The 22301-nt window shown below is 70.6% G+C and carries 21 protein-coding genes and 1 riboswitch; of the genes, 3 read left to right on the top strand and 18 right to left on the bottom strand.

Annotated elements, in window-relative coordinates; translation table 11 throughout:
- Window positions 1-35 precede the first annotated feature (35 nt).
- From ACOACQ_RS19520 to ACOACQ_RS19485, 8 genes are all read right to left on the bottom strand, one after another.
- Complete coding sequence (locus ACOACQ_RS19520) at window positions 36-602, bottom strand: TetR family transcriptional regulator (protein WP_420289101.1); 567 nt, start codon at window positions 600-602, stop codon at window positions 36-38.
- On the bottom strand, window positions 599-1282 hold the full coding sequence (locus ACOACQ_RS19515) for a methyltransferase domain-containing protein (RefSeq protein ID WP_378602900.1): 684 nt from the start codon (window positions 1280-1282) through the stop codon (window positions 599-601). The genes ACOACQ_RS19520 and ACOACQ_RS19515 overlap by 4 nt, the downstream gene beginning before the upstream one ends.
- Entirely contained in the window at window positions 1279-3258 is a 1980-nt protein-coding gene (locus tag ACOACQ_RS19510; protein ID WP_378602897.1) for an acyl-CoA dehydrogenase, read from the bottom strand. Before ACOACQ_RS19510 ends, ACOACQ_RS19515 begins: the two co-directional genes overlap by 4 nt.
- 23 nt (window positions 3259-3281) lie before the next feature.
- Window positions 3282-4514 carry a C40 family peptidase gene (locus ACOACQ_RS19505; RefSeq protein WP_420289100.1) on the bottom strand — a complete coding sequence of 411 codons (1233 nt, stop codon included), beginning with the start codon at window positions 4512-4514 and terminating at the stop codon, window positions 3282-3284.
- Window positions 4515-4627: 113 nt separating this feature from the next.
- Complete coding sequence (locus ACOACQ_RS19500; RefSeq protein ID WP_378602888.1) at window positions 4628-5713, bottom strand: phosphatase PAP2 family protein; 1086 nt, start codon at window positions 5711-5713, stop codon at window positions 4628-4630.
- Between the two features lie 9 nt (window positions 5714-5722).
- Entirely contained in the window at window positions 5723-6748 is a 1026-nt protein-coding gene (locus tag ACOACQ_RS19495; RefSeq protein ID WP_420289211.1) for an ABC transporter ATP-binding protein, read from the bottom strand.
- Window positions 6748-8397 carry an ABC transporter permease gene (locus tag ACOACQ_RS19490; protein WP_420289099.1) on the bottom strand — a complete coding sequence of 550 codons (1650 nt, stop codon included), beginning with the start codon at window positions 8395-8397 and terminating at the stop codon, window positions 6748-6750. The genes ACOACQ_RS19495 and ACOACQ_RS19490 overlap by 1 nt, the downstream gene beginning before the upstream one ends.
- Window positions 8394-9470: a thiamine ABC transporter substrate-binding protein gene (locus tag ACOACQ_RS19485; protein WP_420289098.1), complete on the bottom strand. Its 1077-nt coding sequence runs from the start codon at window positions 9468-9470 to the stop codon at window positions 8394-8396. Before ACOACQ_RS19485 ends, ACOACQ_RS19490 begins: the two co-directional genes overlap by 4 nt.
- A riboswitch (TPP riboswitch) is annotated at window positions 9466-9572 on the bottom strand. Its footprint overlaps the gene before it by 5 nt.
- 56 nt (window positions 9573-9628) lie before the next feature.
- Here ACOACQ_RS19485 and ACOACQ_RS19480 point away from each other — a divergent pair.
- A complete protein-coding gene (locus tag ACOACQ_RS19480; protein ID WP_420289097.1) occupies window positions 9629-11635 on the top strand; it encodes a spermidine synthase in 2007 nt (668 codons plus the stop codon).
- A 2-nt stretch (window positions 11636-11637) separates the two neighbouring features.
- Here the strand turns inward: ACOACQ_RS19480 and ACOACQ_RS19475 are convergent, their stop codons facing one another.
- The 9 genes from ACOACQ_RS19475 to nth are packed head-to-tail and all read right to left on the bottom strand — an operon-like array spanning window position 11638 to window position 20159.
- Window positions 11638-12708, bottom strand: a complete 1071-nt coding sequence (locus tag ACOACQ_RS19475; RefSeq protein ID WP_378602875.1) for an MBL fold metallo-hydrolase — start codon at window positions 12706-12708, stop codon at window positions 11638-11640.
- 9 nt (window positions 12709-12717) lie between these two features.
- Complete coding sequence (locus tag ACOACQ_RS19470; RefSeq protein WP_378602873.1) at window positions 12718-13554, bottom strand: SDR family oxidoreductase; 837 nt, start codon at window positions 13552-13554, stop codon at window positions 12718-12720.
- Window positions 13551-14669, bottom strand: a complete 1119-nt coding sequence (locus ACOACQ_RS19465; protein WP_420289096.1) for a diacylglycerol kinase — start codon at window positions 14667-14669, stop codon at window positions 13551-13553. Before ACOACQ_RS19465 ends, ACOACQ_RS19470 begins: the two co-directional genes overlap by 4 nt.
- 58 nt (window positions 14670-14727) lie before the next feature.
- Complete coding sequence (locus ACOACQ_RS19460) at window positions 14728-15930, bottom strand: NADH:flavin oxidoreductase (RefSeq protein ID WP_420289095.1); 1203 nt, start codon at window positions 15928-15930, stop codon at window positions 14728-14730.
- 54 nt (window positions 15931-15984) lie between these two features.
- Window positions 15985-16773 (bottom strand): enoyl-CoA hydratase/isomerase family protein, encoded by a 789-nt coding sequence (locus ACOACQ_RS19455; RefSeq protein ID WP_378602867.1) that lies wholly within the window; start codon window positions 16771-16773, stop codon window positions 15985-15987.
- A gap of 21 nt (window positions 16774-16794) precedes the next feature.
- Window positions 16795-17970 (bottom strand): MarP family serine protease, encoded by a 1176-nt coding sequence (locus ACOACQ_RS19450; protein ID WP_378602864.1) that lies wholly within the window; start codon window positions 17968-17970, stop codon window positions 16795-16797.
- Between the two features lie 4 nt (window positions 17971-17974).
- Entirely contained in the window at window positions 17975-18766 is a 792-nt protein-coding gene (locus ACOACQ_RS19445; RefSeq protein ID WP_378602861.1) for an NUDIX hydrolase, read from the bottom strand.
- The gene (locus ACOACQ_RS19440) at window positions 18763-19374 is read right to left on the bottom strand and encodes a TlpA family protein disulfide reductase (RefSeq protein WP_420289094.1); all 612 of its coding nucleotides are present in this window, start codon (window positions 19372-19374) and stop codon (window positions 18763-18765) included. Before ACOACQ_RS19440 ends, ACOACQ_RS19445 begins: the two co-directional genes overlap by 4 nt.
- Before the next feature lie 56 nt (window positions 19375-19430).
- Window positions 19431-20159, bottom strand: a complete 729-nt coding sequence (nth, locus tag ACOACQ_RS19435; RefSeq protein WP_420289093.1) for an endonuclease III — start codon at window positions 20157-20159, stop codon at window positions 19431-19433.
- Window positions 20160-20392: 233 nt separating this feature from the next.
- On the opposite strand from nth, the gene ACOACQ_RS19430 reads away from it, so the two are divergent.
- The gene (locus ACOACQ_RS19430) at window positions 20393-21013 is read left to right on the top strand and encodes a Crp/Fnr family transcriptional regulator (protein ID WP_182380449.1); all 621 of its coding nucleotides are present in this window, start codon (window positions 20393-20395) and stop codon (window positions 21011-21013) included.
- A 36-nt stretch (window positions 21014-21049) separates the two neighbouring features.
- Here ACOACQ_RS19430 and ACOACQ_RS19425 read toward each other — a convergent pair whose 3' ends face one another.
- Window positions 21050-21808, bottom strand: a complete 759-nt coding sequence (locus ACOACQ_RS19425) for a helix-turn-helix domain-containing protein (RefSeq protein WP_378602852.1) — start codon at window positions 21806-21808, stop codon at window positions 21050-21052.
- Between the two features lie 114 nt (window positions 21809-21922).
- Here ACOACQ_RS19425 and ACOACQ_RS19420 point away from each other — a divergent pair, with 114 nt between their 5' ends.
- A complete protein-coding gene (locus ACOACQ_RS19420; protein ID WP_420289092.1) occupies window positions 21923-22285 on the top strand; it encodes a DUF1330 domain-containing protein in 363 nt (120 codons plus the stop codon).
- Window positions 22286-22301 lie beyond the last annotated feature (16 nt).

Genomic DNA, 22301 nt, shown 5'->3' with positions numbered 1-22301 from the left:
AACCCCAACTCGCGGGTGACAAACCCCAAGTCGCGCTAGTGGGGAGCAAGCAGTGAGGACAGCCCGGTTGCGATGGCGGCCGGGCTGTCGTCGTACTCCGGGGGCATCGAGACGAAGCTGACCGCGATCCGGGCGACGGTGCGCGCCAGTGTGCGGCGCCGGTCGGCGTCGACGGCGGGCCAGGAGGCCCGTACGGCGGCCTCGATCCGGGAGGCGACGTGGGTCAGCAGCGTGTGGGCGTCGGCGGTCACCAGCTGGACGAGGTCCGGGTGGGCGTCGCCGGCGCGTACGCGCTGGATGAGCGGGTCGGTCGCGGACACCTCGAGGTAGATCTGCAGCGCGGCCTCGAGGCCGGCGCGGGGGTCGTCGCGGTGCTCCTCGAGGGTGTCGGCGATCAGGTCGCACAGGGCATCGGCCAGGGCGATCGTGTAGGCCTGCGCCAGGCCGTAGCGCGATCCGAACGAGTTGTAGAGGGTCTGGCGGCTCACCCCGGCGTCGGTCGCGACGGCCTCGAGGGTGACGTCTCCCCACGGCTTGGCCAGGAGCAGGTCCCGCAACGCCGTGAAGATCGCCTCCCGCCGGGCGGCACTGGACCGCCTCACGAGCGCTTGACTCCCCGGAAGTAGGCGATCGCTCCGCTCTTCTCGAGTACGACGTCCGCGATCCCCTGTCCGGCGAGCCAGCCCCGGAGGTCGTTGCTCGTGCAGCCCGGCCCGAGCACGCTGGCGATCCGCCCGATCCGTCGCATCGGCTCGAAGCGCCACCCGGTGTCGTTGAGCAGGGCGCTGCCGGTGAGCACGCCGCCCGGCTTGAGCACGCGCGCCATCTCGACCACGGCGCGGGCCGGGTCCGGGAAGCAGTGCAGGCCGGTGAACGTGACGACCAGGTCGAACGAGGCGGTGTCGAACGGCAGGTCGCCCACGTCGGCGATCCTGGGCACGACCTGGTCGGCGACCCCGCGCGCCTCGGCCGCCCGCATCGTTCGGTCCAGCATGGCCTGCGCGATGTCGCCGGCGACGTACTCGACGCCCTGGCCGGGCTTGAGGCCACGCAAGGCCACGCCACCGCCGCAGGGGATGTCGAGGATCCGCTTGCCTGCGGGTTGTGCGCCGATCTCGGCGGCGGCCCTGTAGAGGCGGGTCAGGTCGCTGTTGATCCCGGCCCACCACAGGGCGCCACCGGCGCGCGGGTGCTCGACGGTCCAGTCGTAGAACGTCGCCCAGAGCGGGTCCTCGTCCCATTGCCCGACGCCGGGGATCCGGGAGACGGCCTTGCGGATCACGCTTCGCCTCCGATGAGCGCCGGTGCCCGCAGCAGCTCGGTCGGCACCGCGAACGCGTCGACCAGGTCGCCGGCGACCGGACGCACCCGACGGCACAGGTCCCCGATCTCGCGGGTGATCTGCTTGGAGCGCTGCGTGGTGAGGCGACCGTGCTCCATGAACCAGGCGGCGTCCTCCTCGATGCTGGACAGTGCGTACAGGTCGCAGAGCATGTTGAGGGCGAGCTTGTTGTCGCCGTCCGGAAGCGAATCGATCTTGTCGGCGAACGCTTCGAGGACCAGCCGCTCGACGTGCGCCCTGGCCGTGGAGATCACGTGGTCCTGGACCCGCGAGAAGACCTCGCCCGGGTTCATCCCGGACTCCACGCCCCGCTTGAGCCGCTTGGCAACTCCGCCGATCCGGTGCTCCTCGCGGAACCGGAACATGGCGAGGTGGTAGCTCGGGTCGAGCAGGCCGCTGTCGGTGTACCAGGTGTCGTCCCGGTCCGGGAGGGCATCGCGGATCTGCTGGAGCAGCTTGTGGACGCGCGTCTTCTCCAGCACCGTCTCGACGGCGAGGTTGGCCACGAACTTCACCATCCCGAGCTGGTCGAGGTCGGAGAAGTCGCTGGCGTAGTCGGTGAGCAGGCCCTTGCCGACCAGCTGCAGCAGGACGTGGTTGTCGCCCTCGAAGGTCATGAAGACGTCCGTGTCGGCCTTGAGGGCCGCGAACCGGTTGACGGACAGGTAGCCGGCGCCGCCACACGCCTCGCGGCACTCCTGGATGACGTCGGTGGCCAGCCAGGTCGACAGCGCCTTGGTGCCGGCAGCCCGCGACTCCAGCAGCCGACGGGACTCCTCGTCCGGCGTGATCCCCGAGAAGACGTCGTGCAGCCGGCTCGCGAGCACCTCCTGCGCGAAGTGCAGGGCGTAGGTCCGGGCCAGGCGCGGGAAGAGCCGGCGCTGGTGCAGTCCGTAGTCGAGCAGCAGCTGCTCGGCCTGCTCGCCGTCCTTGGCGTTCCCGGTCTCGAACTGTCGGCGCTGCAAGCCGTACCTCACCGCGATCGTCAGCGCCACCTTCGCCGTGCTGACGGCGGCCGAGCCGACCGAGACCCGGCCCTGGACGAGGGTCCCGAGCATCGTGAAGAAGCGGCGGCCCGCGCTCTCGATCTCGCTGACGTACGTGCCGTCCTCGGTCACGTCGGCGAACCTGTTGAGCAGCGCCTCCCGCGGGACGCGCACGCCGTCGAACCAGATCCGGCCGTTGTCGACGCCGTTGAGGCCCATCTTGTGGCCGTCGTCCTCGATCCGGATGCCGGGCAGGGTGTTGCCCGACTCGTCGCGGATCGGCACCACGAACGCGTGCACGCCGTGGCCCTCACCGTTGACCTCGAGCTGAGCGAACACCGCGGCCATCCGCGCATGCTTCGCGGCGTTGCCGATGTAGTCCTTGCCGGCCTCGGGGGTGCTGGTCGTGATCACGAACTCGCCCGCAGCGGCGTCGTACGTCGCCAGGGTGCCGAGCGCCTGCACGTTGCTGCCGTGGGCGGTCTCGGTCATGGCGAAGCAGCCGAACAGCTTGCCGGTGATGAGGTCGGAGATGTACGCGTCGTGGTGCCGCTTCGTGCCGAGCTGGAGGATCGCGCCACCGAACAAGCCGAACTGGACGCCGAACTTCACGAGCACCGACAGGTCGCCGTACGCGAGGGTGTCGAACGCGGCGATCGAGGCGCCGATGTCCTCCCCGCCGCCGTACTCCTTCGGGAAGCCCACCCCGGGGGCGCCGGTCGCGGCGATCTCGAGGACGACCTCGCGCACCCGCTCGCGGAACTCGTCGCGGGTCATCGTCTCGGCGTCCTCCAGGACCGAGGCGTACGACGGCAGCAACGCCCGCACCTGGGTGCGCATGTCGACGTACTTTCCATCGAGCACCCGGGTCAGCCCGGGAACATCGATGGTGAGTGCCGGGGGCTTGGTCGCGGTGGTCTCCTCAGCCATGGGCTGAACCTAACGGACCGGGCTCAGGGGCGCGCGAAGAAGTCGGGCGTGCGCCAGTAGTAGAGGGATTCCTGGGTGACGGGACGTCCGGTGCGCGGGGCGTGGATGATCTGGCCGTTCCCGACGTACAGGGCGACGTGGTAGATCGAGCCGGGGTCGTTGCCCTCACCCCAGAACACCAGGTCGCCGGGTCGGAGCTGGCCCTCGGAGATCGGCGTGGAGACGTCGTATTGGGCGACGGAGTAGTGCGGGAGGCTCTTGCCCCCGGCTGCCCAGGCCTCGGCGGTCAGGCCGGAGCAGTCCCACGCGTTCGGGCCGGAGGCGCCCCACCGGTACGGCTCGCCGAGCTGGGCGCGGGCGAACGCGATGGCGGCCTGCGCGCCGTTGCCGGGCTCCGGGGCCGGACCGGGGTCGGCCGGCTTCGGGTCGGCCGGGCCGGGGTCGGTCGGCTGCGGCGTGGGGGTGTTGCGGACCGGGGCCCGCCGGGCAACCCGCGCGGCCCGGCGTTCCTCCTCCAGCGCAGCCTGGCGACGGGCAGCCAGGGCGACGCTCACGCCCTCGAGCCGGGCGAGGGTGCGGACCAGCCGGGTCTTGCGGCGTTCGATGCGGGCCGTGGTCGCAGCCGCCGTACGGGCAGCGGCCTGGGCCTCGTCCCGGGCGACGAGGGCGTCGGCCGCCGTCTGGTCGGCCTTGTCCGATGCGGCTGTCGCCGTGGCGGACGCCTTCTTCGCGGCGTCGGCAGCGGAGACGAACTCGTTGCGCTGCTGGTCGAACATTGCCTGGACGTGGTCGATCGCCGCCGATCGCTCCACCAGCGACTCCATCCCGTCGGCGGAGACCAGGGCGCCGACCGCGGTGAGCTCCAGGCCCATCGCCTCGGCGGTGATCACGGCGTCGCGGTAGTCGGCCTTCTGGACGGCCATGGTCCGGTTGGCCTTCACCGACTCGGCCAGCGCGACCTGCTTCGCGGTCCGCGCCTGGTCAGCGGCCCACCGGGCGCCGTTCCACGCCTCAGCCGCCTTGGCAGCGCGGATGGACGCCGTCTCCAGGTCCGCGGCGGCCGCGGCGAGCTCGTCCTGGACGAGCTGCACCTTCGTCTTCGCCGTGGTGGCCTGGTCCCGTGCGGCGCGGATGTCGCTCACCGAGGGGGTGTCCGGGTCGGCTGGACCCGAGGGATCAGCCTGCGCCCCGGGGACGAAGACGGCCGCCGTCAGCACCAGCGCAAGAAGACCTGACCCGAGAGTTGGAGTGCGCACTCGCGTCACCGTAGTGCGATTTCGTCACATCCGAAACAAAAATCCCAACATTCTCAGGACTCACCGGCGTGTCGGCTTGACGAACTACGACGGTGTAACTCTCGGGCGGACCGTCAGTCGACGTCGACGGGCACCTTGGAGGTGGTCGTCGTCGGATGCGAATGCAGGCCCCTATCGAACTTCTGCCCGCTCGCGATCCCGCCCAGGTAGAAGGACACGACGGCGATCGCGATGCCCGCGATGTCGTCGGCGACGTAGTGCCAGCCGAAGTAGAGCGTGGCGACGACCGTCAGGCCGAAGTTCACCCAGAAGACCCACTTCAGGATCTTCGAGCGCAGCGTGTACTGGACCATGAGTGCGAACAACAGGGTGATCGCGCAGTGCAGGCTCGCGAAGCCGGCGATGGAGTTCACCGACCCGGTCGCGCCGCCGTACAGGACATTGCCCCTGGCTCTCACGATCCCGTTCATCAGGTCGGTGGTGCCGGTGTGCGCCAGGCCTCCGGTCCCGTAGTACTCCGCGGCGTAGGCGATGCCCGGGCCCAGCGTGGGGAGCAGGTAGTACGACAGGGTGCCGAGCGACCAGGCCAGGCACTGGGACGTCACGAACCAGTACCCGAAGGACATGTTCCGCGACCACACCAGCCAGGCCGTCACGCCGAGCGGCACCAGCGGCAGGAACATCAGGTAGATCGGGGACAGCACCTCGGCGGTGACCGTCTTGCCGAGGATCGCGTGCAGGACGTCGCTCGGGTCGTTGCCGAAGAAGATGACCCGGTCCATGATGTGCAGCTCGCGGTCGTAGGACAGCGCCCTCACCTCACCCGGCGCAGCGGCCGGGTCGGACCGCACGAACGGCAGGAACGACTTGAGGTTCCGGTAGCTGACGTAGGTCAGGTAGAAGCTGATGACACCGATCGCCACCAGGGTCGCGCGTTCCTTGGTCCAGTGGGTCTTCAGGCGGTGCCGCACGATCGGCATGACCCGGTTCGGACGGCCGCGGGCCTTCCAGAGGGTCAGCGGCAACAGGTCCAGCAGCAGCGCCCCGATGAGGAGCAACGGCAGGCGGATGTAGGACGGTCCGAGGAAGCTGCCCTCCGGGTCGAGCAGGCGGCGGTCGAGCTTGACCGCGGTGAAGACCGCCAGGCCCAGCATGAGCGCCGCCGTGCCGATGAGGAGGGTGTAGGCGCGGCGGTACACCGGGGCAGTCTAGGAGACCGCTCCTGACGGGGGTGGCAGCAGATCGCCGATGACGGCCAGGCCCCGCCGATCCACCCGTACGGCGGCCAGGTCCCCCGCGGCCGGCGTCCACCCCGGAGCCCCCAGTCCCGCCAGATCGCCGACCCCGTCGACCGTGACGACCAGCCGACTGCCGTCCGGCGTCAGCCGGAACTCCTGTACGACGGCCGGGGGACCGTCGTCGGGCCCGATCCGGACGGCGGAGCTCCGGACCGCCACGGCGGCACCGGGTGCCGCAGGTGCACCCGCCAGGCGCAACAGGGCTGCTGCGGCGTCGCCCTCCAGCACCCGGGAGTACCCGAGGAACAGGGCGGTGTCGCCGTCCACCGGTGCGCCCCACACTTCGGTCGTGGCGCCCTCCTGCACGATCCGGCCGTCGCGCATCACGGCCAGCCGGTCGGCCACTGCGAAGGCCTCGGCCTGGTCATGGGTGACCATCAGTGCGGTGGTTCCGGACGCGGTGAGGATCCGGCGCAGGTCGGTGGCCAGCCGGCCGCGCAGGCCGGCGTCGAGGGCACTGAGCGGCTCGTCGAGCAGCAGCAGGCGCGGTCGGGCCGCCAGCGAACGGGCCAGGGCGACACGCTGCCGCTCGCCTCCCGACAGCGTGCGGGGCAACCGGTCGCCGTACCCCTCCAGGCCGACGAGGGTGAGGAGCTCGTCGACCTCGGCCCGCACCTCGTGGCGCGGGAGACCGCGCAGGCGCTGGGCGTAGCCGACGTTGCGGGCCACGGTGAGGTGGTCGAAGAGCTGGCCGTCCTGGAACATCAGGGCGAAGCCACGGCGGTGGGTCGGGGTGTCGGCGAGGTCCTGGCCCTCCCACGCGATGGACCCGCCTGCGAGAGGTTCGAGGCCGGCGACCGCGCGCAGCAACGTCGACTTGCCGCAGCCCGACGGGCCGAGCACCGCCAGCACGTCGCCATCGGCGACGGAGAGGTCGACGGCGTCGACGGCACGGGTGCCGTCGAAGATGACGGTCACGCCCTTGAGGTCGAGCATCACCACGCCCCCGTTCCCGGCACACGCAGCCGCTCGACGACAAGGATGACGGCCGCGGTCACCGCGGCCAGGACGACCGAGGCTGCCATGGCGGTGCCGTAGTTGAGGGCACCGGGATGACTGAGCAGCCGGTAGATCGCCACCGGCAGCGTGGGCTCGGCCGGACGCACGATGAACGAGGTCGCGCCGAACTCCCCCAGCGACACCGCGAACGCGAAGCCCGCGGCGGCGAGCAGGGGACGCCACACCACGGCCAGGTCGACGGTGCGGATCGCCCGCAACGGCGACGCCCCGAGCGACGCCGCTGCCTGGCGCTGGCGGTCGTCGATGCCGGCCAGGACAGGGACGAGGGTGCGCACCACGAGCGGCAGGGCGACCAGCGCCTGGGCGATCGGCACCAGCAGCGGACTGGACCGCAGGTCCAGCGGCGGCTCGTCGAGGGCGATCAGGAATCCGAAGCCCAGGGTCACCGCGGACACCCCGAGCGGCAGCATGAAGAACCCGTCCAGGACCGTGCGCGCCCGGCGTCCGGCGCGCGTGCGGGTCCGCCGGGTCACCACGAACGCAACGATCAGGCCCAGGGACAGGGACATCCAGGTCGCGTCGACCGCGATCCGCAACGACGCGACCAGGGCGTCGGTGACCGACACCTGGAGCAGTCCGTCGCCCGATCCCTCGAGGGCGCGGTAGGAGTCGAGGGTCCAGGCACCGTCGCTCCGGAAGGACGCGACGACGAGCGTCAGGATCGGCAGCGACACCGCCAGCAAGGTCAGCACGGTGACCACGACCGCTGGAATGTCACGACCCTGCGGTCGCGCAGGGGCAGCCACGGATCGTCGTACCGTCGGGTCGGGGACGGCACGCAGGCGTTCCACCACGACCAGGAGCACGACGACCGCGACCATCTGCACCAGCGACAGGGCCGCCGCTGCGGGCAGGTCGAGCAGGTCGGCGGTGAGCAGGTAGATCTCGGTCTCGACCGAGGAGTACCGCACCCCGCCGAGCACCAGGACCACACCGAACGCGGTCGCGCAGAACAGGAACACGACGCTGGCGGCGGACACGATCGCCGGGCGCAGCGCCGGGAAGGTGACGGTGCGGAAGACCTGCCACGGCGCAGCGCCCAGTGCGGCCGCGGCCTCCCCCGGGCGCCGGTCGAGGCCCTCCCAGGCCACGCCGACCGTGCGGATCACGACCGCGACGTTGAAGAACACCAGGCCGATCAGGATCGCCACCGGGCTGCCGTCGAGGCCGAGGAAGCCGAGCGGACCGGACGACGAGATGAGCTCACGGACGGCGAGACCGACGACCACCGTCGGGAGCACGAACGGCACCAGCAGGGCCGCGCGCACCAGCCCGCGACCGCGGAACCGCAACCGGTGCAGGACGTACGCGCAAGGGACGCCGAGCAGCACCGCGGTCGCCGTCGCGACGGTGCTCGTCCAGACCGTGAACCAGAGCACCCGCCCCGTCCGGGGCCGCGTGAGCACGTCGACCACGGCTCCGGGATCGAAGCGGTCCTCGGGCCACAGGCCACGCTCGAGCATCGCGCCGACGGGCAGCACGAAGAAGACCGCGAAGACCGCCACCGGGACGGCAGCAAGGGCCGCGAACGCGACCTTCCTGCCCACCCCGGCGGCACCGCTCATCGCGAGATGATCTCGGTCCACTCCTCCAGCCAGGCCTTGCGCTCGCTGGCGATGTCGGCCGGAGCGACCTGCTCGGTGCCCTGGGGGCGCTTCGCGAACGTCGCCCACTCGGCGGGCAGCTCGACGCCGTCGGCGACCGGGAAGACATACATCGAGGGCGCGAGTGCGGCCTGCACCTCCGGGCTCAGGAGCCAATCGATGACCGCCTCGGCACCGGCCACGTTGGTCTCGTGGTCCTCGTCGCCCCGGAGGACGCCGGCGTACTCGACCTGCTCGAAGCAGTTGTCGAGGAGCGCACTGGTCGTCGACTTCGTGCCGGCCTTGTTCAGCGTGAAGGCAGGCGAGGAGTCGTAGGACACGACGATCGGGCGGTCGCCGCCGGAGAAGGTGAAGTCCGTGAAGTACGCGTCCGACCAACCCTTGACGACCTTGGCGCCGTTGGCGACCAGGTCCTCCCAGTAGGTGGGCCACTCGTCGCCGTACTCCTCGATGGTGGCGAGCAGGAAGGCCAGGCCGGGCGAGCTGGTGCTGGCGCCGGGGATCACGAACAGGTCCTTGTAGGCCGGCTCGGTCAGGTCCGCGAGGCTGGTCGGGGCAGGGATGCCCTGCTTCCTGAACCACGCGTCGTCGACGTTGACGCAGACGTTGCCGTTGTCGATCGGCGTCAGCGCATCGTCGTCGTCGCCCTCGAGCTCGAACTTCCCGGCGCCCGCAGGCAGCTTTGGCGCGTACGACGCGAAGACGCCCTCGTCGACCGCGCGCGTGGCGAAGGAGTTGTCGACACCGAACACGACGTCGCCGACCGGGTCGTCCTTGGTGAGGACGAGCTGGTTGGTGAGCGCACCGGCGTCCTCGAGCTTGCTGATCTCGAGGGTGTAGCCGGACTCCTTCTCGAACGCAGCGACGAGCTCGTCGGGCAGGGCGAAGGACTCGTGGGCAACCAGGGTGACGGTCTTGTCCGTGGCTTCGGGCTCGCCGTCGTTCTCACTGCTGACGAGGGAGCAACCGGAGGCCAGCAGGGCCACCGCCGCGATGCCGATGAGGTGGCCGTTGGAGTGGATGCGTGCACGCATGATGAAGATGACTCCCTTCGCCGGTCTTAACCGGAGCAGGTTCAGAGGGTCTGCGGCGGATCCGCACTCTCAGCACCCTTCGGTGCTCCCCTGTCGTACCCACAAAAGGTAACCGATCGACTGGTCCCGATCCGCGCCGGTCCGCCTAGGGTGACGCGGTGACATCGGTGATCGCGCGCGACGGTGCCCCTGCGCTCCGCACCCATCCGATCGCCGTGCTGTACACCGTCACGGCGTTCGCCGGAGCTGCCCTGCTGTTCCTCGTCGAGCCAATGGCTGCCCGCATGCTGCTCCCGTCGTACGGCGGCGCAGCCAGCGTGTGGGCGACGTGCACCCTGTTCTTCCAGGTCGTGCTGCTGCTCGGCTATGTGTTCGTCCACCTGACGTCGCGGCTGGGCCCGCGCGGGCAGCCGCTCACGCTCGCACCGCTGCTGCTGCTTCCCCTGCTCGTCCTGCCGCTCGCGCTGCCGTCCGACGCGACCCCGGAGTCGTCGCCGGTCTTCTGGCTGCTCCGCACGTTGCTGGTGATGATCGGCCTGCCGTTCGCCGTGCTCACGACGACCGGTCCGGTCCTCCAGCGGTGGTACTCGTGGCTCGACGTGCCGCGTGCCCGGGACCCGTACTTCCTCTACGCCGCCAGCAACGTCGGCAGCTTCGTGGGCCTGCTGGCCTATCCGTTCGCGGTCGAGCCGCACCTCAGCCTCGGCGACCAGCGGACGTTGTGGTCGTGGGCGTTCCTGGGGTTCCTCGTCCTGGTGGCGACGTGCGGCGTGGTCGCGTTCCAGGGGCATCGCACCGACGCGCCCGTCGAGCACTCCGAACGACCGGCGGTCCGCCGCATGCTGACGTGGCTGGCGCTCGCCTTCCTGCCGTCGTCGCTGATGCTGGGGGTGACCACCCACCTGACCACGGACGTGGCTCCGGTGCCGCTGTTGTGGGTCGTCCCGCTGGCGATCTACCTCGCCACCTTCGTCATCGCCTTCGCGGGGGCGGGGCGCAGGCGGCCCGGGACCGCGGCTGCCGTCGCCGTCGTGCTGGTGATCGCCACCCGGGCCCTGACCGCCGGCGAACGCGTGCTTCCGCTGCCCCTCACCGTGCTGACGCATCTCGCGATGCTCGGGGTGGTCGCCTACGTGGCGCACGCGCTGCTCGCGGCCGACCGGCCCGCGGCCGACCACCTCACCCTGTTCTTCGTCGTGGTGTCGGTGGGCGGCGCGCTCGGCGGCCTGTTCAACGGACTCCTGGCTCCGCTGGTCTTCGACCGGGTCATCGAGTACGCGCTGGTCCTTGCCGGCGTACCGCTCCTGTGGCTCGCCCTGGGGGCCACCCGCTGGATCGCGTTGACGATGACGGCCGTGCTCGCGGTCGGCGCCTTCGTCTCGCTCCCGCAGGGCGAGGTGCTCGCTCGCTCGCGGACGTTCTACGGCTCCTACGTCGTGGTGCAGACGCCCGACCTCGTGGAGATGCGCCACGGAACCACCGTGCACGGCTTCCAGTCCCGCAATCCCGGGGAACGCACGGAACCAACCAGCTACTACGCCCGCAACGGTCCGCTCGGCGACGTCTTCGACACAGTGGGCACGAACCTCGTCGACATCACGGCCGTCGGCCTCGGGACGGGCACCGTCGCCGCCTACGGCCTCCCGGGACAGACCATCCGGTTCATCGAGATCGACCCCGAGGTGGTCCGGATCGCGAACGACCGGCGCTACTTCACGTTCCTGGCCGACTCCGCTGCGGCCGTGGAGACCACGACCGGCGACGGACGCCTCCGCGTCGCCGAACTCGCGCCCGCCACGACCGACCTGCTGGTCCTCGACGCCTTCAGTTCGGACGCCATTCCCGTGCACCTGCTGACAGCCGAGGCCTTCGCCGAGTACGCGACCCGGATCCGGCCGGGCGGCTCCATCGCCGTCCACATCAGCAACCTGTACTTCGACCTCGCCCCGGTGATCGCGGGCGCCGCGGAGCGGTTGGGCTGGCACGCAGCCATCGGCAAGGGTGGCAGCAAGCCCCTCGGCGTCCGATCGGCCTGGATCGCCCTGAGCCCCGCAGGCGGCCTGGCGGACACCCTCGTCGCGAAGTCGAGCTGGACGACGCTGACCGGCACGGCCGAACAGGCGTGGAGCGACGACCACGCGTCGCTCCTCGCAGTGCTGCGCTGACCTCAGGTCGCGGTGTAGACGACCCCGTCGGCCTGGTCGGTCGCGGTGGCCTGTCCCCGCGCGACGAGCAGGTCGAGGTGCGCCTTGGTCTCCATCGCCGCCATCCCCTGGCTGAAGATGTCGAGGTCGTCGAAGGCGTGCTCGTGACGCGTCCAGCCCAGGTCGCGGGCGACCACGATCGAGGTGACGTCGCCGCGGGCGCGCAGCGAGGTCAGGCTCTGGTCGAGCCGGGTCTCATGGTGGGCAAGCAGCTCGTCGACGCGGGCGTACGACGACGGCGCGACCGGGCCGTGTGCCGGGAGGATGCGCAGGTCAGGGAGGGTGCGCACACGGGCCAGCGAGGACATGAACTGTCCCAGCGGCTGCTCGACCGCGGGCACCGTGAAACCGATCGACGGCGTGATCGTGGGAAGCACGTGGTCGCCGGCGAACAGGACGCCCTCGACCTTGTCGGCATAGACGTAGTGGCCGGGCGTGTGGCCGGGCGTGTGCACCGCGTCGATGGTCCGGCGACCCACCTCGAAGGAACGGTCCCCCTCCAGCCACAGGTCGGGGAAGGCCCAGTCGACGGCGTCCGGCAGGACGCCATCGTGGCCGGCCGCCCACAGCTCGGCGATCTCGGTGGCACCCGCGGTGCGGAGCACGCCGAGGAACGGGCTCTCGCCGAGCTCGTCCTCTGCGGCACGGTGCAACAGCTCGAGCGCCGGCTTCTCGTCGATGCCGAGCACCACCTCGGCGCCGAACTCCTGGCCCAGGACCGTGGCCATCGTGAAGTGGTCACGGTGCACGTGGGTCACCAGGAAGCGCTTGATGTCCCCGAAGCCCGAGCCGATCGAGCGCAGGCTCTTGTCGAGCAGCTCGCGCGCCACCGGGATCGACCAGCCGCCGTCGATCAGGGTCAGCCCGTCGTCGGACTGGACGACGTACACGTTGATCGCCTTGAGACCGTCCATCGGGAGGGGCAGCGGGATCCGGTAGATCCCGTCGGCGACCTGCCAGGCACCCTCGTCCGCCCAGTAGCGGCCGGAGTCCGGCGAGAACGCGTGGCCGGTTGCAATGCCTCCCGTGGTCATGGGACCACCTTAGGAAGGGGTCTCTGAAGGTCGTCCGGTGGGGACCAGATCGGGGAGGTTCAGGTCGAGGTTGGGCTCCTGGATTCCGCCGTCCACCTCGAGCAGCTTGCCGGTGACGAACTGGCCCGCACGCGAGGAGAGATAGAGCACCGCAGCGGCGATGTCCTCCGCCTCGCCGATCCGGCCGAGGGGAGTGGCCTCCTCCATCTGCTGCTTCATCGCGGGGACGCCCGCAACGAACTCCAGGGCGCTGGTCATCACCGAGCCGACGTACACACCGTTGACGCGGATGTTCGGGGACAGGTCGGTTGCCGCGAGCCGGGTCCAGTGCGCGAGCGCCGCCTTGGCGACGCCGTACGCGAGGTAGCCGCGGGCCGCCGTACGGCCCATCATCGAGCTGATCGAGGTGATCGACTTCTGCCGTCCGTCGCCGGCCGAGGCCAGCATCAGCGGGACGGCAGCGCGGCTCAGCGCGTGCGCCGTGGCGACGTTGAAGTGGAAGGACTCCTCCAGGTAGGCCACGTCGGTGTCGAGGAAGGCGTTCGGGATCGTGCCACCGACGTTGTTGACGACGATGTCGAGGCGACCGAAGGCGTCGTACGCCGCCTGGGCGAGACCGGCGACCTCGTCGGTGTGCGCCAGGTTCGCGGGTACGACGACCGCCCGGCGCCCGACGGACTCGATCCGTGCCGCGACGTCCTTGAGCTGACCCTCGGTGCGCGACGAGATCAGGACGTCGGCACCGGCCTCGGCGAGCGCGACGGCCGTGGCGGCACCGATACCGCGACCGGCGCCGGTGACGACAGCGACGTGGTCAGTGATGGTGAACCTGTCGAGGATGCTCATGATGCTCCGTTGGTCGGGGTCGTCGTGACCAGGCCGCGGCCGGTGACCAGCGGGAGGTCGAGCGCGGTGAGCAGACCGGGCCGGGCCGCGACGACGGCCGGGACGGCGTTGATCAGGCGCTGGGCGGTGACGATCATCCCCGAGACGTTGTGGTCACCGTGCTCGCCGTGGTGGGTGAACTCGACCTTCATGCACGGCTCGCCCGTGATCTCGATCCGGTAGCAGCCGTCGCCCTCGTTCGGCGTCGGCCAGTCCGGCTCGGCCTCGGCGTCGGTGCGCGTGACGTGCTCGAGGGTGATCCGCGGGACGCCGTCGACGGTGCCGATCACCCGGAACAGCACCGAGCCCATGGCGCCCTCCTCGACATCGACCGAGTGGGTCTTGACCGTGCGCGGGGCGGGTCGGCGCGTGACCTCCTCGACGAGCGGCTCGTCGAGGGTGACCCCGAGGCCGGCGGCGATGACGCGCACGACCGGGCCCCACGCCGTACTCAGGATGCCGGACTCCCAGAGCATCGGGCGGGTGTCCATCGGTTGGCCGAAGCCGAAGATGTCCTTCATGACGACGGGCTGGTAGTAGGTGGAGTAGTCCGCGATCTCGCTGACCTTGATGTGGTCGATCCGCTGGCTGAGGCTGGTCATCACCAGCGGCAGGACGTCGTTGGCGAAGCCGGGGTCGATCCCGTTGACGTGCAGGCTGGCGTTGCCCTGACGACCGGCCTCGTCGATCCCGTCAATCATCTCCGCGGGCAGCGTGCCGTCGCGGTGCAGCAGGATGACCGGCCCGGAGGACACGACGTTGACCCCGTCGCGGATGAACCCGGTCAGGTCCTCGATCGACTCGAAGAGCCGGTCGTCGGTCATCGCGCCGTGCACGATGCAGTCGGGACGGAGTGCGATCAGCTCGTCGCGATCGGTGGTCGCCTTGATGCCCAGCTCGCGATCGAGGCCGGCCAGCTCCCCGGCGTCCTTGCCGTGCTTGTCGGCCGTGGACGTCCAGACGCCGACGAGCTCGAGGTCGGGATGGGCGTCGACGCCGGCGATGGCGTGGCGACCGATCGTGCCGGTGGACCAGACGACGACACGCAGTGGCTTCTCGGGGATGGCTTGCGACATGCGAGCCAATGTAGAACAGGTTCTAGTCTTGCGGAAGGGTTTGTGGGTCTCGAGCCCGCTACCGCAGGGCGGCGACGGGAATCACCTCACCCGGACCCCACTCGGGACAACGCGTCCCGGAGTAGATCGTGGGCATGCACCGGTTGCAGTGGATGCAGATCCCGCCGCCCACGGCCCCGGACGCGAGCCGGTTCACCAGGTCGGGTTCGCGCAGCAGCGCGCGCCCCATCACGACGAACTCGAAGCCGTCGGCCATGGCCTGCTGCATCGTCTCGAGGCGGTTGATGCCACCGAGCAGCATCAGCGGCGTCGACACGGCGGCCCGGAACTCCAGCGCCTTGGCGCGGAAGTACGCCTCCTCGAACTCGTACTCCTTGAGGAAGCTGCGGCCCGCAGGGGTGCGCATCCCCCACTTCACGAGCGGCGGCATCGTGGCGGCGAACTCGTTCACCGGAGCCCCGCCTCGGAACAGGTACATCGGGTTCATCAGCGACGACCCGCCCGACAGCTGGAGCGCGTCCAGGTGGCCGTCGGCCTCCAGCAGCTGCGCGAACTCGATGCCGGCCTCGGTCGTCACACCGCCGGGGAAGCCGTCGGAGACCGAGATCTTCGCGGTCACCGCGACCGCGTCCCCCACTTCCTCGCGTACGACGCGAGCGACCTGCCGGGCGAGGCGGGCTCGCCGCTCAAGTGGCCCGCCCCACCGGTCCCGGCGGCGGTTGAGCGCGGGCGCCAGGAACGACGAGATCAGGTAGGAGTGCGCCATGTGCAGCTCGAGCACGTCGAACCCGGCCGTGACGAGGGTGCGCGCCGCATCGACGTACGCACGGGTCACCCGGGTCAGGTCCTTCTCGCTCGCCGAGCGGATCATCTGCATCGACAGCGGGCTGGGCATCCGGCTCGCCGCGATCGCGGGCACGCCGTTGGAGCGGCCGTTCGCGACCGGTCCTGCGTGGCCGACCTGCGCGGAGATCTTCGCCCCGGTCGCATGGATGGCGTCGGTCAACCGGTTCAGGCCGGACAACGTCCGCTCCCCCACGACGATCTGCTCGCGGTGGGTCCGGCCGTCGGGCGCGACGGCGAGGTAGGCGACCGTCGTCAGGCCGACGCCGCCCTCGGCCGGCGCCCGGTGATAGGCGATCAGCGCGTCGGTGACCTCACCGTCCGGCGTGCGCCCCTCGAAGGTGGCGGCCTTGACGGTGCGGTTGCGCAGGCGCACAGGACCGAGGTCGACAGGGCTGAACACGTCGGGAGCTGACACCCCCGAAGCCTAACCCCGTCAGTGGAACACGTTCTAGTTTTTCCGTCAGGCAGGTCAGCCCTGGTTGAACTGCGCCGCCCGCTTGCCCACGAACGCCGCGACACCCTCGATGCCGTCGGGCGAACCGGCCTGGTTGCGGATCGAGAGCGTCTCCTTGCGCAGGGCCAGCTCGGGAGCGGGGACGGCGACGTCGCGCAGCAGCCGCTTGGCGGCGCCGTTGGCCGAGGCCGAGCTCGCGGCAAGGACACCGACGACCTGTTCGACGGTGTCGGCCAGCTCGGCGGCGGGGACCAGTCGCGCGACCAGCCCGGCGTCGTACGCCTCCTGAGCGGTGAGCAGGTCACCGAGGATCGCCAGGCGCAGGGTGCGGTGCAGGCCGAGGGTGTTGACGAGCAGCGAGCTGCCGCCGTCGGGCGAGAGGCCGACCTTCGTGTAGGCGAGGCTGAACTTCACGTTGTCGGCGGCGATCACGACGTCACCGACGGCCGCGAGCGGGAAGCCGGCACCGGCGGCAGTGCCCTGCACCACCGTCACCACGATCGCCTCGGAACGGACCAGCTCGCCGATCGTGCGGTGCAGGGCCTCGGCGAGGTCGTCGATGAAGTCGGCAGGGCTCTCGGCGGACTCGAAGGCCGCCAGGTCGCCACCGACCGAGAAGAAGCGGCCCTCGGCGGCCAGCACGATGACCCGGGCGCCGTCGCGACCCGCACTGCGGACCGCGTCGAACAGCTGGGCCACCGACGCGGGGTGGATCGGGTTGCCCCGGTCCCCGTCGACGAGGGTGATCCGGGCAACCCCGGCGTCGTGGGCGTAGCTGACGTACGAATCGGGCGTCTCGGTCACGGGTTCATGATGCCGGAACCGCTACGCGGCACAGTCCCCGGTGTCCTTCTCGGACTCCTCGGCCTCGCCGGCCCGGGCACTCGCCGAGACCTGCTCAGCCGTCAGGGCATAGCCGGTCTCCGGGTCGGTGACCGACGCGGCGAACACCACGCCGGCGACATCCCCCTCGGGCGTGACGATCGGCCCGCCGGAGTTGCCGGGACGCACCAGGCCGCGCAGCGAGAAGACCTCGCGTACGACGGTGCCGGAGCCATAGATGTCAGGGGACCGGAGGTTCTGCATGGACCGGATCCGACCGGTCTGGACATCGAACGGCCCGTCCTGCGGGTAGCCGACGATGGCCACCGGGTCCTCGGCCACCGAGGTCGTGTCGAAGTCCAGCACCTTCGCGCCACCGGTGTCGACGGCCAGCACCGCGATGTCGAGCTCCTTGTCGTAGAGCACCACCCGCGCCAGCTCGGTGCCGCCGTTGATGTTCACCTCGGGGTCGTCGACGCCCGCCACGACGTGGGCGTTGGTCATCACGCGATCCTCGGCGTAGACGAAGCCGGTGCCTTCGACACCACGGCCGCACTGGTTGGCGCCCCTGATCTTCACGACGCTCTCGCGGGTGGCCTTGACCTTGGCGCTGCCGGGGAGGTTCGACGGGCCGGGAGCCACCTCGATGATCTGCTCCGGGGCGAAAGGTTCGAGGTAGCGCGGGAAGAACCCGGTGCCGACGACGTTGTTGAACGCCTGCAGCACGTTGGGAGCTGCGTCCGGCAGCGCCTCGTTGACCTTCGACAGGACGGTCGAGCTGCGCACCATCGAGGTCACGGAGCCGATCCGGGTGCCGGAGATCGCGACGCCGAGCGCCCAGGCGACCAGCAGCACGGCCAGCGCCGACAGCAGCGCGCCACCGATGGCGTCGACCGCCCGGGCCGGCTGCCAGGTGATGCGTTCGCGGACCCGCGCGCCGGCGTACTGCATCAGGGCCTGGCCGAGGGACGCACACAGGATCACGATGAAGAGCGCACCGAGGGAGACGGCCAGCGACGGGTCGAGGCTCTCCAGCACGACCGGCGCGAGCAGGATGCCGCCGAGTCCGCCCAGCAGCAGGCCGACCGTGGCGAAGGCGCCGGTGACGAAGCCCTGCCAGTACCCGGACAGGGCATAGGCGAGGACGAGCAGGACGAGGAGCCAGTCGAGGAGGTTCACGCGATCACTCGTCCGGTTCGAGGAGGTCCATGCCGTCGTCACCCACCCGGTCGTCGTCGCCCGTCCCGGACGTCCGGCGGACGTACTCGGCGAGCATGTACTCGGGGAGATCATGCACTGGCGGGTCGTCCACCGGGGGGAGCCACCCAAGGAACGAGAAGAACCGGGTCAGGATCCCGCCCGTGAAGCCCCACAGGATGACGTCCTTGTCGTCGCCGATCAGGAATCCGGGACCATTCCAGCCGCCGGGGTGGCGCACCGAGATCCGGTGCTCGGGATCGACGAGCTCGCGCAGGCCCACCCGGTGGATCTGGTGGACCTCGTCGGGCGAGGCGACCCGGATCGGGCCGGGGTCGCGCCACCAGCCCAGCACCGGGGTGACCGCGAAGTTCGACGGCGGGAGCCACAGCTCCGGCAGGGCGCCGAAGATCTCGACACCTCCGGGGTCGACACCGATCTCCTCCCACGCCTCCCGCAGCGCCGCCTCGACCGCGGTCTCGCCGGGATCGATCTTGCCGCCCGGGAAGGACACCTGCCCGGGGTGCGAGCGCATGTGATGCGCACGCTCGGTGAGGAGCACGTCGCCGCCGGCATCGCTCTCGCCGAACAGCATCAGCACCGCGCCGCGGCGCGGGTTGCCGCCAGCGGGCGGGAGGAACTGGGTGAGCTCGATGCCCTCGATGTTGCGCGACCCCTCGGCCAGCGGCCGCAACCAGTCGGGCAGGTCCTCGGGGATCTCGTCCGGGATGCGGTCGACCATCCGGGCCCGGACGTCGTCGGGCATCGGCGTGCTCATCGGGCCCCTTCCTGTGCAGTGTCGGCTGGTGCCTTCGCGGTGACGTCGATCCCGACGTGCTGGTCGACCAGTGCGATCAGCTCGTCGAGCGAGTCCACGCCACCAGCAGACTGCTGGATCTCGCCGCCGGCGTCCACGAACACGAACTGCGGAAGCCCCTGGACGACGAGGTTCGTCTCCTGGAGGTCACCGCACGCGTCGGCGAGCGAGGGGTAGGTGACCCCGCTCTGGCGCGCGAGGTCGATCGCCGCACCGGGGTAGGTCTCGAGGTAGTCGACGCCGAGGACCATCACCTGGTCGCCGTACTTCTCGTGGAACTCCTGCAGCACCGGGAGCTCCTTGCGGCACGGGCCGCAGTTGGACGCCCAGAAGTTGATGAGTGCCGGCCCGCGCACCTCGGCGAGCGAGCGTGAGGTCGTGCCGCCGAGGCAGTCCAGCGCGAGGTCGGGCAGGGCGGCGGCGGGTGCGGTCGAGTCGACCGGGAAGCCACAGTCGGCGATGCCGGCCGCCTCCCGGTCCTCGACCAGGTCGGGCGAGTCGACGTCCACCTTGCAGGCCAGCGACGGGGCGACACTGTCGCAGCCGGTGAGCAGCACGCCGGCGGCCACGAGCGCGACCAGGGGTCTCGTGACGGTCGCAGAGCGACCTCCTCGACCAACGGCGTTCAATTGGGGCCCTCGGTGCGCAGCAGCTTGTCGGCCTCGCCCGGGTCCGTCGGACCTTCGCCGTACGACGGGCACCAGCGCGCCACCGGACAGGCTCCGCACGCGGGCTTCTTCGCGTGGCAGCACCGCCGGCCGTGCCAGATCAGGTGGTGCGACAGCATCGTCCAGTCGCGCTTCTCGAAGAGGGCACCGACGGCGTGCTCCACCTTCACGGGGTCGGTCTCCTCGGTGAAGCCGAGGCGCCGCGAGAGCCGGCCGAAGTGGGTGTCGACGGTGATGCCGGGGACGTCGAACGCGTTGCCGAGCACGACGTTGGCGGTCTTGCGGCCCACACCCGGCAGCGTCACGAGGTCCTCGAGGCGCCCGGGCACCTGGCCGTCGTACCGCTCCATGAGGGCGGCGCTGAGCTTCAACAGGGACTCCGTCTTGGCACGGAAGAAGCCGAGCGGTCCGACGATCTGCTCGAGGTGGTCGCGGTCGGCGGCCGCCATCGACGCGGGATCGGGGTAGGCAGCGAACAGGATGGGCCGCACCAGGTTGACCCGCTTGTCCGTGGTCTGCGCGGACAGCACGGTCACCACGAGGCACTCGAAGGCGTTGTCGAAGTCGAGCTCGGCCTTGGCGTCGGGGTAGGTCTCGGCGAGCACCCGATCGATCTTGCGGGCCCGCCGGACCCGCTGGGTGGGAGTTTCTTCCTTGATCGCAATCGCCCGCTTGTTCTCCCGCACGGCACCAGCCTACGGGCGCCCGCCGACAGCGCCGGCCGGGACAACGCGTCGAAACCGCCGCCCGCTGACTAGGTGTGAGTTCGACCACTGGCTAGGATGCCGTGCGAGCGTGTTGATGGGTCGTATCCGTCCCTGGGGGGCGGGCCTTCGATGCGTAGTCACCTTGGAGGAAAAGCGTGGACAACGACGTACTCCGTCAGGCGCCACTGTTCAGCGCACTCGACGACGAGGCCATGGCCGCCCTGCGCACGTCGCTGGCGACCACGCGACTGCGCCGCGGCGAGGTGCTGTTCCACGAAGGCGACACTGGCGACAAGCTGTACGTCGTCCTCGAGGGCAAGGTGAAGCTCGGTCGCACGTCCTCGGACGGCCGCGAGAACCTGCTCGCCATCATGGGCCCCGGCCAGATGTTCGGCGAGCTCTCCCTGTTCGACCCGGGCCCGCGCTCCGCCACCGTCACCGCGGTCACCGACGCCGACTTCGCCTCGCTGTCCCACGACGACCTGCTGCGCTGGCTCGAGGGCCGCCCGGTCGTCGCCCGCGGCCTCCTCACCCAGCTCGCCGGCCGGCTCCGCAAGGCCAACGACGTCGTCGCCGACCTCGTGTTCTCCGACGTCCCCGGCCGCGTCGCCAAGGCGCTGCTCGACCTCGCCGACCGGTTCGGCCGCACCGCCGACGACGGCGTCCACGTGCACCACGACCTCACCCAGGAAGAGTTGGCCCAGCTGGTCGGCGCCTCCCGCGAGACGGTCAACAAGGCGCTCGCCGACTTCGCCTCGCGCGGCTGGCTGCGCCTGGAGCCCCGCTCGGTCGTCATCCTCGACGTCGAGCGCATGGGTCGCCGCGCCCGCTGAACATCGGTGGTGGCGCCGCGTTGATCGCGCGGCGCCTCAGTACCCGTTGAGGATCTTCCGGGTCGCCTCGTCGGCCGGGTAGAACGCCTCGATCGCCAGCTCCGACAGGGTCACCTCGCGCGGCGTCCCGAACACGGTCGTGGTGGAGATGAACGACAGCACGGTGTCCTCGGACACCCGCAGCTGCAGGGGTACGACGAGCGCGGAGGAGTCGATCGGCTCGACCCCGTCGCCGGTGACCTCGGCAGCGAGCTCCCCGATGAACGGGTCGCCCGTGGCGTCGTACTCATGGCGGAGGCGCTCGGCGAGGTGGGCGCGCCACTCCTCGAAATTCACGACGCGGGGCCCAAGGCCGCGGGGGTGGAGCGAGAGCCGGATGACGTTGATCGGCGGCTCCAGCAGGTCCGGGTCGATGCCGTCCATCAGCGAGTAGGCCGCGTCGTTGGCGCTGACCAGCTCCCAACGACGGTCCACGACGAGCGCCGGGTAGGGGTGGTGCGCGGCGAGGATCGCCTCGAGCGCGGCGTTGGCCTCGGCCATCGGCGGATCGGTCAGCTGGTGCTCCGGGTGCGCGGGGGCGTGGCCGGCCGCGAGCAGCAGCTCGTTCTGTTCCCGCAACGGGACCTCCAGGTAGTCGCACAGGCGCAGCACCATCGAGCTCGTCGGCCGGGACCGGCCGGTCTCGATGTAGCTGAGGTGCCGGGTCGAGACGTCGGCCCGGCTGGCGAGCTCGAGCTGGGACAGGTGCCGTCGCTGCCGCCAGCCGCGGATCAGCTCTCCTGCAGGTGCGTTCACGTCGCCCAACCTAGCCAGCGCGCCGCAGCAGGGACATGACGTCGGAGGTCATCGACCGGGGACCGGTGGCCGCGATGGGATGCGGACATCCCACCGTCGTGAATGGAGAACACCATGAGCAGCTCCGTGAACCCCCGCGCCTACGCCATCGCCTACCTCCGCGAGGTCGACTTCGGGGACGCGATCGTCGAGTACATCGAGAAGATCGACGCCACCCTCGCGCCGTCCGGCGGCCGTTTCCTGGTCCACGGCGGCGAGCTGACGCCGGCCGAGGGCACCTGGGACGGCGACATCGTGATCATCGAATTCCCCGACCAGGCAGCGGCCAGGGACTGGTACCTGTCGGCCGACTACCAGGCGATCCTGCCGCTGCGAACCGAGCACTCGCAGTCCATCGCGGCGCTGGTCGAGGGCGTTCCGAGCGGATACCGCGCGGTCGACAAGCTCAGTGTTCTGCTGGGCGGCACCGGCGCCTGACCGCAGCCACGGCGCC

The organism is Nocardioides sp. CPCC 206347 (assembly GCF_048654605.1).
Classification (GTDB): domain Bacteria; phylum Actinomycetota; class Actinomycetes; order Propionibacteriales; family Nocardioidaceae; genus Nocardioides.
The sequence above is the reverse complement of the archived record's forward strand: the minus strand, read 5'-3'. Positions and strand labels throughout refer to the sequence as shown.

Excerpts from the sequence above, each read along its gene's own strand:
- ACOACQ_RS19510 (WP_378602897.1), bottom strand. The coding sequence starts at position 3,258 with ATGGCTGAGGAGACCACCGCGACCAAGCCCCCGGCACTCACCATCGAT.
- ACOACQ_RS19495 (WP_420289211.1), bottom strand. The coding sequence starts at position 6,748 with ATGCTCGACCTCAAGGGCGTGACCGTCATCTTCGACGGCACCCGTGCC.
- ACOACQ_RS19490 (WP_420289099.1), bottom strand. The coding sequence starts at position 8,397 with ATGAGCGGTGCCGCCGGGGTGGGCAGGAAGGTCGCGTTCGCGGCCCTT.
- ACOACQ_RS19485 (WP_420289098.1), bottom strand. The coding sequence starts at position 9,470 with ATGCGTGCACGCATCCACTCCAACGGCCACCTCATCGGCATCGCGGCG.
- ACOACQ_RS19475 (WP_378602875.1), bottom strand. The coding sequence starts at position 12,708 with ATGACCACGGGAGGCATTGCAACCGGCCACGCGTTCTCGCCGGACTCC.
- ACOACQ_RS19470 (WP_378602873.1), bottom strand. The coding sequence starts at position 13,554 with ATGAGCATCCTCGACAGGTTCACCATCACTGACCACGTCGCTGTCGTC.
- ACOACQ_RS19465 (WP_420289096.1), bottom strand. The coding sequence starts at position 14,669 with ATGTCGCAAGCCATCCCCGAGAAGCCACTGCGTGTCGTCGTCTGGTCC.
- ACOACQ_RS19445 (WP_378602861.1), bottom strand. The coding sequence starts at position 18,766 with ATGAGCACGCCGATGCCCGACGACGTCCGGGCCCGGATGGTCGACCGC.
- ACOACQ_RS19430 (WP_182380449.1), top strand. The coding sequence starts at position 20,393 with ATGGCCGCCCTGCGCACGTCGCTGGCGACCACGCGACTGCGCCGCGGC.
- ACOACQ_RS19420 (WP_420289092.1), top strand. The coding sequence starts at position 21,923 with ATGAGCAGCTCCGTGAACCCCCGCGCCTACGCCATCGCCTACCTCCGC.